Origin of the sequence: Amycolatopsis sp. FDAARGOS 1241 (assembly GCF_016889705.1) — a bacterium.
GTDB lineage: Bacteria > Actinomycetota > Actinomycetes > Mycobacteriales > Pseudonocardiaceae > Amycolatopsis.
In genome coordinates this window covers 4073014-4085135 of record NZ_CP069526.1, presented here as the reverse complement: position 1 = coordinate 4085135, position 12122 = coordinate 4073014, and the positions used below count along the sequence as shown (strand labels likewise).

General features: G+C 72.1%; 15 protein-coding genes. 6 read left to right on the top strand and 9 right to left on the bottom strand.

What is annotated here, in order from left to right; all coding sequences use genetic code 11:
* Positions 1–26: 26 nt before the first annotated feature.
* Positions 27–740, bottom strand: a complete 714-nt coding sequence (locus I6J71_RS20115) for a hypothetical protein (protein WP_204096115.1) — start codon at positions 738–740, stop codon at positions 27–29.
* Positions 741–1117: 377 nt separating this feature from the next.
* Between I6J71_RS20115 and I6J71_RS20110 the strand changes: the two genes are divergently transcribed.
* From I6J71_RS20110 to I6J71_RS49805, 3 genes are all read left to right on the top strand, one after another.
* Complete coding sequence (locus I6J71_RS20110; RefSeq protein ID WP_204096114.1) at positions 1118–1261, top strand: hypothetical protein; 144 nt, start codon at positions 1118–1120, stop codon at positions 1259–1261.
* Positions 1262–1598: 337 nt separating this feature from the next.
* A complete protein-coding gene (locus I6J71_RS20105) occupies positions 1599–1922 on the top strand; it encodes a hypothetical protein (RefSeq protein ID WP_204096113.1) in 324 nt (107 codons plus the stop codon).
* Positions 1923–2183: 261 nt separating this feature from the next.
* Positions 2184–2318 carry a hypothetical protein gene (locus I6J71_RS49805; RefSeq protein WP_255570891.1) on the top strand — a complete coding sequence of 45 codons (135 nt, stop codon included), beginning with the start codon at positions 2184–2186 and terminating at the stop codon, positions 2316–2318.
* A gap of 4 nt (positions 2319–2322) precedes the next feature.
* Here the strand turns inward: I6J71_RS49805 and I6J71_RS20100 are convergent, their stop codons facing one another.
* Together I6J71_RS20100 and I6J71_RS20095 are read right to left on the bottom strand one after the other, a co-directional pair.
* A complete protein-coding gene (locus I6J71_RS20100) occupies positions 2323–2865 on the bottom strand; it encodes a GNAT family N-acetyltransferase (protein ID WP_204096112.1) in 543 nt (180 codons plus the stop codon).
* Positions 2866–2976: 111 nt separating this feature from the next.
* Positions 2977–3438, bottom strand: coding sequence for a GNAT family N-acetyltransferase (locus I6J71_RS20095; RefSeq protein WP_204096111.1), 462 nt, complete (start codon positions 3436–3438; stop codon positions 2977–2979).
* Between the two features lie 146 nt (positions 3439–3584).
* Between I6J71_RS20095 and pip the strand changes: the two genes are divergently transcribed.
* Positions 3585–4541 (top strand): prolyl aminopeptidase, encoded by a 957-nt coding sequence (gene pip / locus I6J71_RS20090; protein WP_204096110.1) that lies wholly within the window; start codon positions 3585–3587, stop codon positions 4539–4541.
* Between the two features lie 106 nt (positions 4542–4647).
* Here the strand turns inward: pip and I6J71_RS20085 are convergent, their stop codons facing one another.
* From I6J71_RS20085 to I6J71_RS20065, 5 genes are all read right to left on the bottom strand, one after another.
* Complete coding sequence (locus I6J71_RS20085) at positions 4648–4806, bottom strand: hypothetical protein (RefSeq protein WP_204096109.1); 159 nt, start codon at positions 4804–4806, stop codon at positions 4648–4650.
* Between the two features lie 292 nt (positions 4807–5098).
* Positions 5099–5635, bottom strand: a complete 537-nt coding sequence (locus tag I6J71_RS20080; RefSeq protein ID WP_204096108.1) for a dihydrofolate reductase family protein — start codon at positions 5633–5635, stop codon at positions 5099–5101.
* Positions 5636–5739: 104 nt separating this feature from the next.
* Positions 5740–6348, bottom strand: coding sequence for a GntR family transcriptional regulator (locus I6J71_RS20075; RefSeq protein WP_204096107.1), 609 nt, complete (start codon positions 6346–6348; stop codon positions 5740–5742).
* 147 nt (positions 6349–6495) lie between these two features.
* Positions 6496–6705, bottom strand: coding sequence for a hypothetical protein (locus I6J71_RS20070; RefSeq protein ID WP_204096106.1), 210 nt, complete (start codon positions 6703–6705; stop codon positions 6496–6498).
* A 114-nt stretch (positions 6706–6819) separates the two neighbouring features.
* Complete coding sequence (locus I6J71_RS20065) at positions 6820–9033, bottom strand: FUSC family protein (RefSeq protein ID WP_204096105.1); 2214 nt, start codon at positions 9031–9033, stop codon at positions 6820–6822.
* Positions 9034–9214: 181 nt separating this feature from the next.
* Between I6J71_RS20065 and I6J71_RS20060 the strand changes: the two genes are divergently transcribed.
* Positions 9215–9709, top strand: a complete 495-nt coding sequence (locus I6J71_RS20060) for a MarR family winged helix-turn-helix transcriptional regulator (protein WP_204096104.1) — start codon at positions 9215–9217, stop codon at positions 9707–9709.
* On the opposite strand, the gene I6J71_RS20055 is transcribed toward I6J71_RS20060, so the two are convergent.
* The gene (locus tag I6J71_RS20055) at positions 9710–11299 is read right to left on the bottom strand and encodes an acyl-CoA synthetase (protein WP_204096103.1); all 1590 of its coding nucleotides are present in this window, start codon (positions 11297–11299) and stop codon (positions 9710–9712) included.
* A gap of 124 nt (positions 11300–11423) precedes the next feature.
* Here I6J71_RS20055 and I6J71_RS20050 point away from each other — a divergent pair, with 124 nt between their 5' ends.
* A complete protein-coding gene (locus I6J71_RS20050) occupies positions 11424–12083 on the top strand; it encodes a serine/threonine-protein kinase (protein ID WP_204096102.1) in 660 nt (219 codons plus the stop codon).
* Positions 12084–12122: the final 39 nt, after the last annotated feature.

The window sequence follows — 12122 nt, the reverse complement described above, 5'->3', positions numbered from 1 at the left end:
CGCGGACCTGCGCCTTCGAAGATCCCCTAACCGCGGTGGTGGCGGGAGGGCTGCTGGTGGCGGCTGCTCCACTGCTGGAGGTAGGAGCTCACGACCGAGCTGAAGGCGCCCGACACGGGGTCCTGCTCGCTGGTGTGCGGCGCCCGGCGCCCGTCGGCAGACTGCTGCGGCTCCTGCTCCTCGGTGGTGCGGACGGGGGTGTGGTCCACGTGGTCGGTCGCCGGCGGCGGGGTGGGGCTCGCGCTCATCGTGGTGACCGCGGGTGGTGCGGACGAGGACCGCGTCGGGGCGGCGGGTACCTCGGCCGGTTTGCCCGCCGAGCCGCTGTCCGGGGCCGCCCACAGCGCCCACGTGCCGAACCCGGCCAGCGCGACGACCACTGCGCCGGCGAGCACCACGTAGCGCGTGGTGCGGCCGGTCGACGGCGGCGGCGCGGTCTCGGCCCGCTCTGCATGCTCCGCCGTCGCTGGATGCTCGGCGCCGGCGAACATCGCATCGAGACCGGCCGGCAGCTCCCCCACGACGGGCTGCGGTTTCGTCCGTGGGCCTTCCCTTCGCGACGCCGGCGCGGCCGCCGGGTCCGGGTGCAGGTCGCCGGGGTCGGGCTGCGGCTTCCGCCGGGTCACCAGCGGCGGGCGTTCACCGTCGATGCGCGGCATCGGCGCCGTCTCCGACAGGTCCACGAGCTTCGCGACCGAGTCCAGCTCACCGCCGTTTGCGCCGGGCCCCGTGGGCGCCATCCAGACCTCCACCCCGCCGGGGCCGCGGGCCCGCGGCACGACCGGCGGCAAGATCCTACGAAGCCTCGCCCGATCGTGTAAACCCGACCTCCGAGCACCACTCCGGGTGACGGTTTCTCACGGGCGGCACACGGCCCGCGCACCGACACGTTGCCGCGGTTCGCGTCGGCCCCGTCCGGGCTGTCGGCTGCCACCTCGCGCCGGCCTTGCGGGACCCCTCCCGGCAGCGCCTTCCTAGTCTCTCGCCACCTGGGGAGAAGGGAGTCCCACGCGGGTCAGGACGGCTTCACTGCCGGGGGGTTCGCGGTGCTCGCCGCCGGCTGCACCACGGGCGGGTACGCGCCGCCCGCACCGCTGCCGCCGGTGCCCGGCGGCTCATGGCGTGGTCCCAGGCGGTGTGCACGAGCGAGCAGTCGCTGCAGGGCTTCTGCTCCGGCATCGACGAGGTCAACCGCACCGCCGCCGACCCCTCGCGGGCCGGGTTCCTCGACTCTCCGCGATCAGCTCCTGCGTCAGCGTGATCTGGGGCCGGCTCGGCCAGGCGCGCGAGCGACTCGAGGCCGTCACGCCGTCCGGGGTGAAAGCCGCGGACACCCACGTCGCGGCCGGCCCAGGCGCTCGACCCACTCGGCGAGAAGGCGCCGGCCTCGACCACCGCCCGGCCGACGCCGGCGCAAGCCGGTGAGCTCGCGAACGCGATCGCCGGCATCGAGCCCGTCGCCGAAGACCTCCCGAAAGCCGTCCGCAGCGACGCGAAACTCAACGCCTCCTTCAACGTCGCCGCCACCTGCCGGACTGTGCGGCAGTTCCGTCGACCCGGCCGCCCCCACCCGTGCGCTGGTCGCGTGGTCCGACCCCGTGTGCGCGGCGGCCGATGCCGCTGCCTCGCTCAACGCGGCCACGATCGAAGACCTCCTGATCACCGATCCCCGGTACGCCCGCTTCAGCTCCTACGACCTCGGCTCATTCCCGCAGTCGGCCGGTTCCGGTGTCGCCGATGTCGTCGACGCACTCGGCATGGCCGAGCCCAGGGGCATCCCCGCCGCGGACCAGTACCGCGCCAGCCTGCGCTCCGCGCTCCAAGCGATGCAGCCGAAACTGCCCGCGGTCGATCCGTCGGCCGAGCCGGCGTTCCAGTCCGTCGACGAGGTGAATCCCGGGCACAGCAGACGATCGGCGTGATCATGACCATCGCACTGCCGTCCCCGGACCTGCCGGCGATCGCCCGCGGCACGCCGGTGCCGGCCCAGTCCCACGACGTCGCCCCGCGGTGCCGCCCGCTCGATTCCCCGCCCGACGCTCTCCCACCGGCTACCGACGGCAGCGACTTCGGCGCGTGCGCGTCGGGCAAGTGCCAGGTCCTGGTCAGCGGCAAGGCCGACTTCGCCATGGCCGGCCAAACCTTCACGGTGTCGGTGTCGGACGCCGGGTCCGAAGGTCCGGGTGCTGCAGGACCTCAGCGAGATCCTGGCGGGCCCGGGCGGCAGCGCCCAGTTCGCCACCGACCGGCTGATGGTCACCGTCCACGTGACCGCCGTGCTCGCCCGCAGGCGCGTGGTCGAGATCTCCACGCAGTGAGAGGTTACGGCGTGGCCGAGGACCACACGCCCAACCACTGCTCGGCGCCGTACTCCTCGAACCGCTCCACCTCGGCGAACCCCAGCTTCGCCGCGAGCCGCATGGAGCGGTCGTTGGCGGTCTGGGTGCAGAGCACCACCGGCTCGCCGGGAAGGGCGACGGCGAACCAGCCCAGTGCCGCCGCGCACGCCTCGGCCGCGTAGCCACGTCCCCACACGTGCGGCAGGAACAGGTAGCCGAGCTCGACGTCCCCGGCCTCCGGACGGAGGTGTCCTGCACGCGTGGCGTCCCGCCGATCGAATGTGATCATGCCGATCATCGTCCCGTCGAGATCGATCACGAAAAGACCGGCGCGCCGCCCGGGCACCTCGGGCACCGTGCGCTCGAGCTCGGCGCGTGGTCGAGGGCCGCCGACGTAGGTGCCCACCTCGGGCGAGGCGAACAGTTCGAGGAACGCCGTACGGTCCCGGGCCTCGGACCCGCGGAGCACGAGCCGCTCGGTCCTGATCGGGGCAGGCGGCCAGCCGACGGGCCCGAGTTCGGTCATGGCGGCAACCTAGCGCACGGCCGCCGGGCCGAGCGTCCCAAGCCCCTGGCCTTCTGTGTCTCGGTGCCCAGCACAGGCCCCGTGAATACCCCTGGCAGCCCCGGTCGGCACTCAGCGCCGCAGGGTCAGCTCGAAATCGGTGAAACCGTGGCGGCGGTAGAACGCGAGAGCGGTCGCGTTCGTGGAATACGCGGTGACTTCACAGTGGTCCGCACCCTTTTCTCCGGCCCACGACGCGAACGCGGCGACGAGTGCCGTGCCCACTCCGCTCCGCCGCATTTCGCGGGCTACTCGCATGCTTTCCAGCGCTGCCGTCACCACGCCCGGGCGCAGCGGATCCCGCCGCCGAACCCGTCCGATGAGGTGACCGGTGACGGCGCCCCGCGAGGCGAGCAGGCACAGTGCGTCCTCGTCCCTCAGCAATTCCGTGTAGTACGCCGCGCCTTCGCGACGCGGCCACGTGAGGTCCATCGTCGGGTCCCGGCGCCCACCGTCCTCTCGGAACAGCGCCTCGACGGAGGAGACGAGATCGGGAATCCGGTCGGCGGTCACCGGGGTGATTAGGTGGTCCATACCGAAAAACGAAACCAGAACGGATTAAACCTGTAAATATCGAAGCATATCCGCTGGCGGCTTCGGCCTTCCTTCCCGAAAACGAGATGTCACCGCAGGCGGGGATCGGTAGTCTCGGCGGGTTGCCGACCCCGGAGGATCCCGTCATGGCCCCGTTCCCGCTCGTCGAACCCTACGCGCGCGGCTTGCTCGACGTCGGCGAAGGCAACCGGATCTACTGGGAGACCAGCGGGAACCCGGACGGCAAACCGGTGCTGTGCGTGCACGGCGGCCCCGGTGCGGGCGGCAAACGCAACAGCCGCACGGGGTTCGACCCCGCGAAGTTCCGGATCGTGCAGTTCGACCAGCGCGGCTGCGGCGAGAGCGTGCCGAACGTCGCCGATCCCGCGGTGAGCCTCGAGCACAACACCACCGAGCACCTCATCGCCGACATGGAACGGCTGCGCGAGCACCTCGGGATCGAGAAGTGGCTGCTGTACGGCGGTTCCTGGGGCGCGACGCTCATGCTGGCCTACGCCGAGCGCCATCCCGAGCGGGTGTCGGAGATCGTGCTGGTCGCCACCTTCACGTCCACACCCGACGAGATCGACTGGCTCTACGGTGGCCTGCGCCGGCTGTTGCCGCGTGAGTGGGAGGCGTTCCGCGCCGGCGTGCCCGAAGGAGACCGCGACGGCGACCTGCTGGCCGCGTACTCCCGGCTGCTCGCCTCACCCGACCGTGCGGTGCAGCTGCGGGCCGCGCGCGACTGGTGCGCCTGGGAGGACGCCGTGATCGCGCACGAGACGAACGGACGGCCCGGCCAGTACAGTGACCACCCCGACGAGGAACTGATCACGCTCGCCCGGCTGTGCGCGCACTACTACGGCCACCACGCCTGGCTCGGGGAAGGCGCGATCCTCCGCGATGTCCACCACCTGCACGGTATCCCCGCCGTCCTGATCCAGGGCCGCCTCGACCTGAGCGTGCCCCTGCAGGCCGCGTGGCGCCTCGTGCGGAACTGGCCGTCGGCCGAACTCGTGGTGATCGACGACGCCGGCCACACCGGCAGCCGCGCGATGGGCGACGCGGTCAGGAAGGCGATCACCGCTTTCGAGCCCGTTTGATCCGGGGACGGCGGGGTACGCGGGGAGCGGGGCCGTCCGGAGGCCCCGGAAGGCGGTGGCTCCCGCGAGGTTGAGCAGACAGCCTGGGGGCCGCCGTCGTCCGAGTTCAGCGACAGCCGGCCAGCAGGTGGTAGCCGCCGTCCTCCTCGGTGTGCGGCACGGGGCAGGTCGTCCTCGCGGCCGCGGCCGCCGCGAGCAGGTTCTCGCTCTGGTCCTCCGCGTACAGATCGACGTTCGCCAGGATCTCTTCGACCGGCTTGGCCATGCGCCCTCCCGAATCGCAGGGACCCACCACCGGTAGGGGTGACCGCGGCGGCGCGGCATCGGCCACGTGAGCGGAATCCGTCGCGCGATCGGGTCACCGCCGCCGGTCGGGCCGACCCGCCGGCAGGGGCTGCGCCGGATCCCGCCCGGCGCCGACGGCGTGGTCGCGCCGGTACGGCGATGGCGGACAACCCTTCCAGCACCACGCGGTTCGCGAGGAACGACGCGATCCGCGCGCAAGGCCCCGTGGTTGCACCACCTCACCGCGGCGACGCTCACCGGGCCCCGCGACATCAGCGGACGACGCGCAGCCACAGGTTCGACATGGTCGGAGCTTCGGTCAGCTTGAGGCGCTCGAGGCGCACGTGGTCACCGCCGGGGCGCTCGAACAGCCGCACGCCGTCGCCGAGCAGCACCGGGACGATCGCCACGAGGATCTCGTCGAGCAGCCCCGCGTCGAGACAGCCGCGGGCGACTTCCGCACCGAGGACGGTCACGTACTTGTCCCCCGCGGCTTCCTTCGCCGCCGCGACAGCACTCACCACGTCGCCGACGAACGTGACGCCCGGCGCCGGCTCAGCGGGCCGGTGCGTCACCACGAACTGCGGTCCGTGCCACGTGCCGCCGAACGCGCCTTCGTGCTCCGTGCCCCGGTTGGGGTCGTCCCCGCCGTACGTGCGGCGGCCGACGAGCAGCGCGCCGATGCCGGGCACGAGGTCGTCGACCTCCGGGTTGGGGCCGAGGTAGCCCGTCATCCACTGCGCGTCGCCGCCCGGTCCCGCGATGAACCCGTCGAGCGACATCGCCGCCGAGTACAGCACCTTGCCCATTCCGCACCTCCGGTTGTGTTGTTCCTGTACTGACGGCAGCGGGCGCGGAAACTCATCGGTGCGATTTCCTCGAGGTTCCTGCACCGGTACTCACCTCGGGAGGTTCACGTGACGGTGGCCGTGGAGGGGATCGACCCGGGTGGGCGGCCGCCGCGCGAACCCCGGCTGCGCGGTCGTCTTCCACGCGTGATGACCTGGACCAAGGCCTTGTCAGACACGGCCTGCCCCGTAACCGGTCCAGGGGAGCCCGCATCGACGCCGCGGCGGGGCATTAGGGCGGAGACGATCGCCTCGTGTTCGGCCACCGTGGCCGGAGCGATGCCGACGCGGAAACACAGCCGACAGCCGTGGGTGTGGGCGTGCTGACGGGCCAGGGCGTCGGCGATCAGCGGATTTCCACAGGCATCCGCGATGACGCCGTGCAGGCGCGCGTCCAGCACGGCGAAGTCGGGGTAGGCGCGGTAGCCGTCCGCGCCGGGGTGGGGAGTCGTGGCGGCCCGCGTGGTGCGCAGGTCGGCCGGCTGGGACTGCGACGCGGCGGCGAGGCGGGCGGCTTCGGGTTCCAACAGCCCGCGCACGTCGAACAGGTGGTCCAGTCCCGCCGCGTCGAGCCCGGGCGCCACGACGTAACCGGCATCGGGGCGGGTGGCGACCAGCCCGCCGGCCTCCAGTTTCGTCAGAGCTTCCCGCACCGGAGTCGACGAGACGGCCATCGGGCGATGCCGTCGATCGACCGGCGGCTGCCCGGGGCCACGTAGACGCGTCGCGCAGGACCCGTGCGGGCGGCAGGGCCTCGGGCGCCAGCGAGCCGGACAAGGTCCGCCGCCGGGTTCTTCCGCCGCGCCACCCCGGGATCGTACTCAGCGGCGCGCGAGTTCCTGGTGCACCGCGGTGTGGCAGCCCAGGCACGCGGGCACCGCCCGGCGCTCGGTCCCGGACAGCAGCGGCACCGACGCACCCGGCACGGCGATCTCGTCGCACACCGAGTGGTGGTGTCCCAGCACCGAGCACACGCACCGGCACAGCAGCACGGCGCCGTTCGTTCCCGAGTTGTTCGTTCCGCCGGCCATCGGACTTCCTCCTCCCGAACCACCCCCGCAGGAATGTGATAACGCTCTCCCTGCCCGATTCAGGTGGTCACAGCCGGGGGAAAGGTCGTCCGGGGCACGGTTCGTGCGCGGAAGTCAGCCGTCGTGCGGTTGCCGCACGGCCGGCGGCACCGAAGGCACCGGAGAAACCGGCGGAACCGCAGGCACCACCGGCAGCCCCGCACGGATCTTCCGGTACAGCCGGGGCCCCGGCGCCGCGAGAGCCGGTGCCGGCCGCAGTTCCACCGGTCCGGTCGCCGTCAGATCCCGCAGCACGAGGTACAGGTGGCTCAGCGCCCGCAGCACGGGGTCCTTCGCGCGATCCCCCGGCGCCGCCGGGGTGTAGGCGAACAACGCGACGTCCGCGCTGGCCAGCGGACCGCGCATCCCGGTGGCCGGCTGCCCGACCGGAGTGGCGATGAGTTCCTCCACGGCGGCCTCGAGCGCCGTGCACGCTGCGACCGGACCTTCGGGGTGCGCGGAACACGAACCCTGCGGCCACCGCACCGCCACGGCGAGCGCGCGCCCGTGCGTGGCGAGCGCGGCGTAGAGCGACAACCGGTGCCGCAGCCGCGGAGAGTCCGTGCCGCCGAGCACGGGCCGCGTGAGGGGCCGCGCGACCAGCGCCAGCTGGTAGCGCCGGTGGTCCAGAGCGCGCGCGAGCGCGTCGAAGTCCGGCTGTGGGTCCGGCGACTTGCCGTGCCCCAGCCGCTCGGCGGCGGCCGCGAGGATCTCCCCCAGGGCCATGAGCAGGTTGTTCCGCGCGCTGCGCACGGTGTCCCGCGTGGACAGCGGGATCACGACCACGGCCACGATCAGCCCCGCCACGGCACCGGCGGCGGTCTCCTCGAGTCTCAGCAGGAGCAGGTCCGCGGAGAACTCGTTGAGCACGCTGTAGAGCTGCCCGACCATGATCGTGACGAAGAAGATCATGTACGCGTACGAGATCTGGATCAGGTAGAAGCCGAAGAACATCGCGCCGCAGATCGTCACCAGCACCGCCGCGGTGTTGCCCGCCGTCAGCTCGGCGAGCCCGACTGAGGCGAGCAGCCCGACGAGCGTGCCGAGAACGCGGTTGAACCCCTTGATGAACGTCTCCGTGCGCGTGGCCGTGCCGGTGAACATGAAGAACGCCGCGAGCACCGCCCAGTAGTAGCGCGCCGAGGACAGCTCCTTGCCGATGAGGATCGCGAGCCCGCCGGCGAGCGCGCTCTGCACCGCCTGGCGCGTGATGAAGTCCAGGCGCGCCAACGGGTTCCACTTCGACTGGCGGGCAGGCACGTCGCCCGCCGCGGCCGGCGAGCCGGGCAGGTTGCCGAACGCGAGCCCGACAGCGGGTTCGAAGTCGTCGACCGGGTCGCTGCCGATCTCCTCGGGCTGCGGCGCCGCGTCGAACACCGCGACGACCTCCAGCGCGGCGGCCGAGAAGTGCCGCGCCGGCCACCACCCGCCCGCGGCGCCACCCGCGCGTTCGGCGAGATCGGCCAGGCGGTACGCGACCTCACCCGCGCCGCGGTCGTCGCGCCGGGCGAGCCGGTCGGCCACCTCGGCGGCGAGCACCGTGAGGCCCGAACCACTGCGGACGAGGGAATCGGCGGCGGTGGCGAGCTGGTCGAGCAGGTGGTGCGCGTCGACCATCTGGCGCCGCAGCGAAGCCGCCGAACGGCCGCGCGGCACCGCGCCCGGCTGAGCCGACCAGCCCTCGACCATCAGCGCCGTGTCCGCGAGCCGCGCTTGCCGCCGCTGCAGCCGGCGACGCAAGCGCGCCTGCTGCTCCGGATCGCGGTTGGCCAGCAGGTCGGCGCACGCGCGGACCAAGGACCGGCCGCGCGCGTCGAACGCCCGGACCACCCGGCGCAGCGTCTTGGTCGTGCTGGTGCGCAGCACTGTCAGGAAGAGCAGGAGCAGCCACGCGCTGGCGACGACCACGGCGAGCAGCAGCCCGGGCAGCGTCGCGAACGTCGCGTGGAGGAAGGCCGCGAAGAAGTAGCCCATCCAGCCCATGAAGCCGTAGAAGAAGAACGGCGGGCCGAACCTCCGGACGAACACGGCGAGGAACATGACCAGGACGAACACGCCGAGCATCAAGTCGGCGTTGCTGCCCACCAGCACGCCGAGCGTCATGCCGGTGCCGAGCGCCACCGGGAAGAACGCGGCCGTGCGGGTCTTGACCCAAGGACTTCCGTCGCCCAGCGCCATCGCGCCCATCATCCCGACGACCGCGCCGAGCAGCATCGAGGTCAGCGTACCCATCGCGCCGGCGCCCGTGATCTTGGCCACCAGGTATTCCACACCCAGGGCGCTGGCCATCCCGATGGTGGCGGATCCCGCCGATCTCAACCGGTTGAGCCCCGGATCGGAAGCGACGACCCTGTCTCGGATCTCCCTGGCCCTGGGCAGCACAAAACCCGCCTTCCCGTGCGTTCGAAGTGATCACCGGTATGATACCGATAATTACCGGTGTCATACAGGGGCTTCGGAGGACCGAGTCATGGAACCGACATTCGCCGCCTGCGAGCTGGCCGATCGGCTCGCCGAAACCGGCGACACCCTCGACGTGCTCGAACTCGCCACGGCCGTGCTCGTGCGCAACTTCGAGCTGCTGCGCCGCCGCACCGACACCTACACCGAACTGGACCAGTCGGAGTACCTGGCGCTGCGCACTCTGGACGAACTGGGGTCGGCGGACATCGGGACGCTCGCGGGAGCACTCGGCCTAGACCCCTCGACCGTCGGCAGGCAGGCTTCGGTGATGCTCGGTAAGGGGCTCGTCGAGCGCAGCCCCTCGGCCGCCGACCGCAGGCGCAGCATCCTCACCCCGACCGAAGAGGGCCGCCACCGCATGCGCCTCACGCAGTCGCGCCGTCGCCGCACCGCGGCCGGCCTCCTCCGCGACTGGTCAGAGGACGAGGTGCGCTCGTTCGGCTCGCTGTTGACGCGCTACAACAAGGCCGTCGCGACAAAGTACCTCACGCCGGACGAATGATCAGCCGGCCGCGAGATCCGCGTGCCGGTCGCGCAGCGCGCGCTTCACGATCTTGCCGCTGGGGTTCTTCGGGAGCGCGTCGGTGAAGACCACGTACTTCGGGCACTTGTAGCCGGCGAGGTGCTCGCGGGCGTGGGCGATCACGGCGTCGGCCGTGAGGTCCACGCCCTCGCGCGGGACGACGGCCGCGGTCACGGCCTCGATCCAGTGCGGGTGCTTGATCCCGAAGACGGCGACCTCCGCGACGCCGTCGAGGCGGTAGAGGGCTTCCTCGACCTCACGGCTGGCCACGTTCTCGCCGCCGGTCTTGATCATGTCCTTCTTGCGGTCCACGACGGACAGGTACCCGTCCTCGTCGAGCACGCCGAGGTCGCCGGAGTGGAACCAGCCGCCCGCGAACGCCGCCGACGTCTTCTCCTCGTCCTCGTAGTAACCGAGCGTCGCGTGGGGGCTGCGGTGCACGATCTCGCCGATCTCCCCCGGCGGAACCTCGCGCCCGTCCTCGTCGACGATGCGCGTCTCGACGTTGAGCGACGCCCGGCCCGCCGATCCCGCCTTCGGCAGCTGCTCGTGCGGGCGCAGGATCGTGGCCAGCGGCGCCATCTCAGTCTGGCCGTAGAAGTTCCAGAACTCGACGTCCGGCAACCGCCGTGCCAGCTCGCGCAGCACCTCGACGGGCATGGCCGACGCGCCGTAATAGCCCTTGCGCAGGCTGGACAGGTCGGTCGAGTCGAACGCCGGGTGCCGCAGCAGCGAGATCCACACCGTCGGCGGCGCGAACAGCTTCGTCGCCCGTTCGCGTTCGACCGCCGCGAGCAGGGCGGCCGGGTCCGGACCGGGCAGGATCACGCTCGTGGCACCGAGGTAGACGTCGACGGAGAAGAAGCAGTCGAGCTGCGCGCAGTGGTAGAGCGGCAGCGAGTGGACCTCGACGTCGTCGGCGCTCATGCCGCCGTCGACGGTGCACGACACGTACTGCGCGATCAGCGACCGGCTCGACAGCAGCACACCCTTCGGCCGCGATTCCGTGCCCGAGGTGTACATCAGCCGCAGCGGGTCGTCGTCGGCCACGAGCACCCCGGGCTCCGACTCGTCGCCGGGCTCGTCGATCCACGCGTCCACGGACTCCCAGTCCGGATCCGCCCCGCCGAGGCGGCCGCGCACGACGTCACCGAGTCCGGCTCGCGCCAGCGCCTCCTTCGCGGTGCCCAGCAACGCGTCCTCCGCCACCAGACCCGACACCCCGGCGTGGCCGAGGATGAACGCGATCTCGCCGGCGTTGAGCATGAAGTTCACCGGCACCAGCACCAGACCCAGCTTCGCCGTCGCGAACGCGAGCACGGCGTACTGCCGGCAGTTGTGGCTGAGCAGCGCGAGCCGGTCGCCCTTCACCAGCCCGCGTCCGGCGAGCCGGTGTGCGCAGCGGTTCACCGCCGCGTCGAACTCCGCGAACGACAACCGCCGCTCCCCGCAGACCACGGCGAGCTTGTCGGGGTACCGCGCAGCCGTGCGCCGCAGCAGATCACCGACGGAGTGCTGACGCGCGCGCTGGATCGCTTCGCCGGTTTCGGCGCTGAACGGGCTCGGCATAGCCGGGAGTCTCATCCACCGCCGCGTACCGCGCAACCCTGCGCCGCGGCCGCGACCCGCCGGGCCGGGCGGCACCCCGGGGCACCGGTTAAGCTCCGGCGGCGCACCTCGGGGGACGGAAATCGTGGACGAGACGGAAGCACCGGCACTCGATCGGCCGGACATCACCGGCCGCCTGCCGCGCTACCGCCTGCTGCGCCAGCTGGCGAAGACGAACATGAGCGAGGTCTTCGAGGCCTGGGACGTGGTGGCCGACCGGCCGGTCGCGCTGAAGGTCGTCGGGCCGGAGTTCATGGCCGAACCCGGGTTTCGGCGGCGCTTCGAGCGCGAGACCGCGATCGCGCTCTCCCTCGCCCACCCGAACATCGTCGCGGCCTACGACGCCGGGTTCTCCACCGACGGGCACCTCGGCTACCTCGCGATGCAGTACGTGGTCGGGACCACCCTGGCGCGGCTGTTGCACCGGCGGGGCGCGCTGACGTTCGAGGAGACCGTGGCGACCGGCCGGGGTGTCGGTGCCGCGCTCGACGCCGCCCACGCTCGCGACCTGGTGCACCGCGACGTCAAGCCCGGCAACATCCTGCTCGAAGACGCCACCGGCGGCGTCTTCCTGTGCGATTTCGGCATCGCGCGCAACCTCGCCCTGACGAAGCTCACCGCCACGGGCGGCTTCCTCGGCACCGTGAACTACGCGGCGCCCGAACAGCGCGAGGGCAAGCCCGTCGGGGCCGCGGGCGGACGTGTACGCGCTGGCCTGCGTGCTCTACGAATGCCTGTCCGGTGAGCCGCCGCACCACCACGCCGACTTCGCGCACCCGGGCAT

What these genes read in the sequence shown, in the direction of transcription:
- I6J71_RS20115 (WP_204096115.1), bottom strand. Translation starts at nt 740, where the DNA reads ATGGCGCCCACGGGGCCCGGCGCAAACGGCGGTGAGCTGGACTCGGTC.
- I6J71_RS20110 (WP_204096114.1), top strand. Translation starts at nt 1,118, where the DNA reads ATGGCGTGGTCCCAGGCGGTGTGCACGAGCGAGCAGTCGCTGCAGGGC.
- I6J71_RS20100 (WP_204096112.1), bottom strand. Translation starts at nt 2,865, where the DNA reads ATGACCGAACTCGGGCCCGTCGGCTGGCCGCCTGCCCCGATCAGGACC.
- I6J71_RS20095 (WP_204096111.1), bottom strand. Translation starts at nt 3,438, where the DNA reads ATGGACCACCTAATCACCCCGGTGACCGCCGACCGGATTCCCGATCTC.
- pip (WP_204096110.1), top strand. Translation starts at nt 3,585, where the DNA reads ATGGCCCCGTTCCCGCTCGTCGAACCCTACGCGCGCGGCTTGCTCGAC.
- I6J71_RS20085 (WP_204096109.1), bottom strand. Translation starts at nt 4,806, where the DNA reads ATGGCCAAGCCGGTCGAAGAGATCCTGGCGAACGTCGATCTGTACGCG.
- I6J71_RS20080 (WP_204096108.1), bottom strand. Translation starts at nt 5,635, where the DNA reads ATGGGCAAGGTGCTGTACTCGGCGGCGATGTCGCTCGACGGGTTCATC.
- I6J71_RS20075 (WP_204096107.1), bottom strand. Translation starts at nt 6,348, where the DNA reads ATGGCCGTCTCGTCGACTCCGGTGCGGGAAGCTCTGACGAAACTGGAG.
- I6J71_RS20070 (WP_204096106.1), bottom strand. Translation starts at nt 6,705, where the DNA reads ATGGCCGGCGGAACGAACAACTCGGGAACGAACGGCGCCGTGCTGCTG.
- I6J71_RS20065 (WP_204096105.1), bottom strand. Translation starts at nt 9,033, where the DNA reads ATGGCCAGCGCCCTGGGTGTGGAATACCTGGTGGCCAAGATCACGGGC.
- I6J71_RS20060 (WP_204096104.1), top strand. Translation starts at nt 9,215, where the DNA reads ATGGAACCGACATTCGCCGCCTGCGAGCTGGCCGATCGGCTCGCCGAA.
- I6J71_RS20055 (WP_204096103.1), bottom strand. Translation starts at nt 11,299, where the DNA reads ATGCCGAGCCCGTTCAGCGCCGAAACCGGCGAAGCGATCCAGCGCGCG.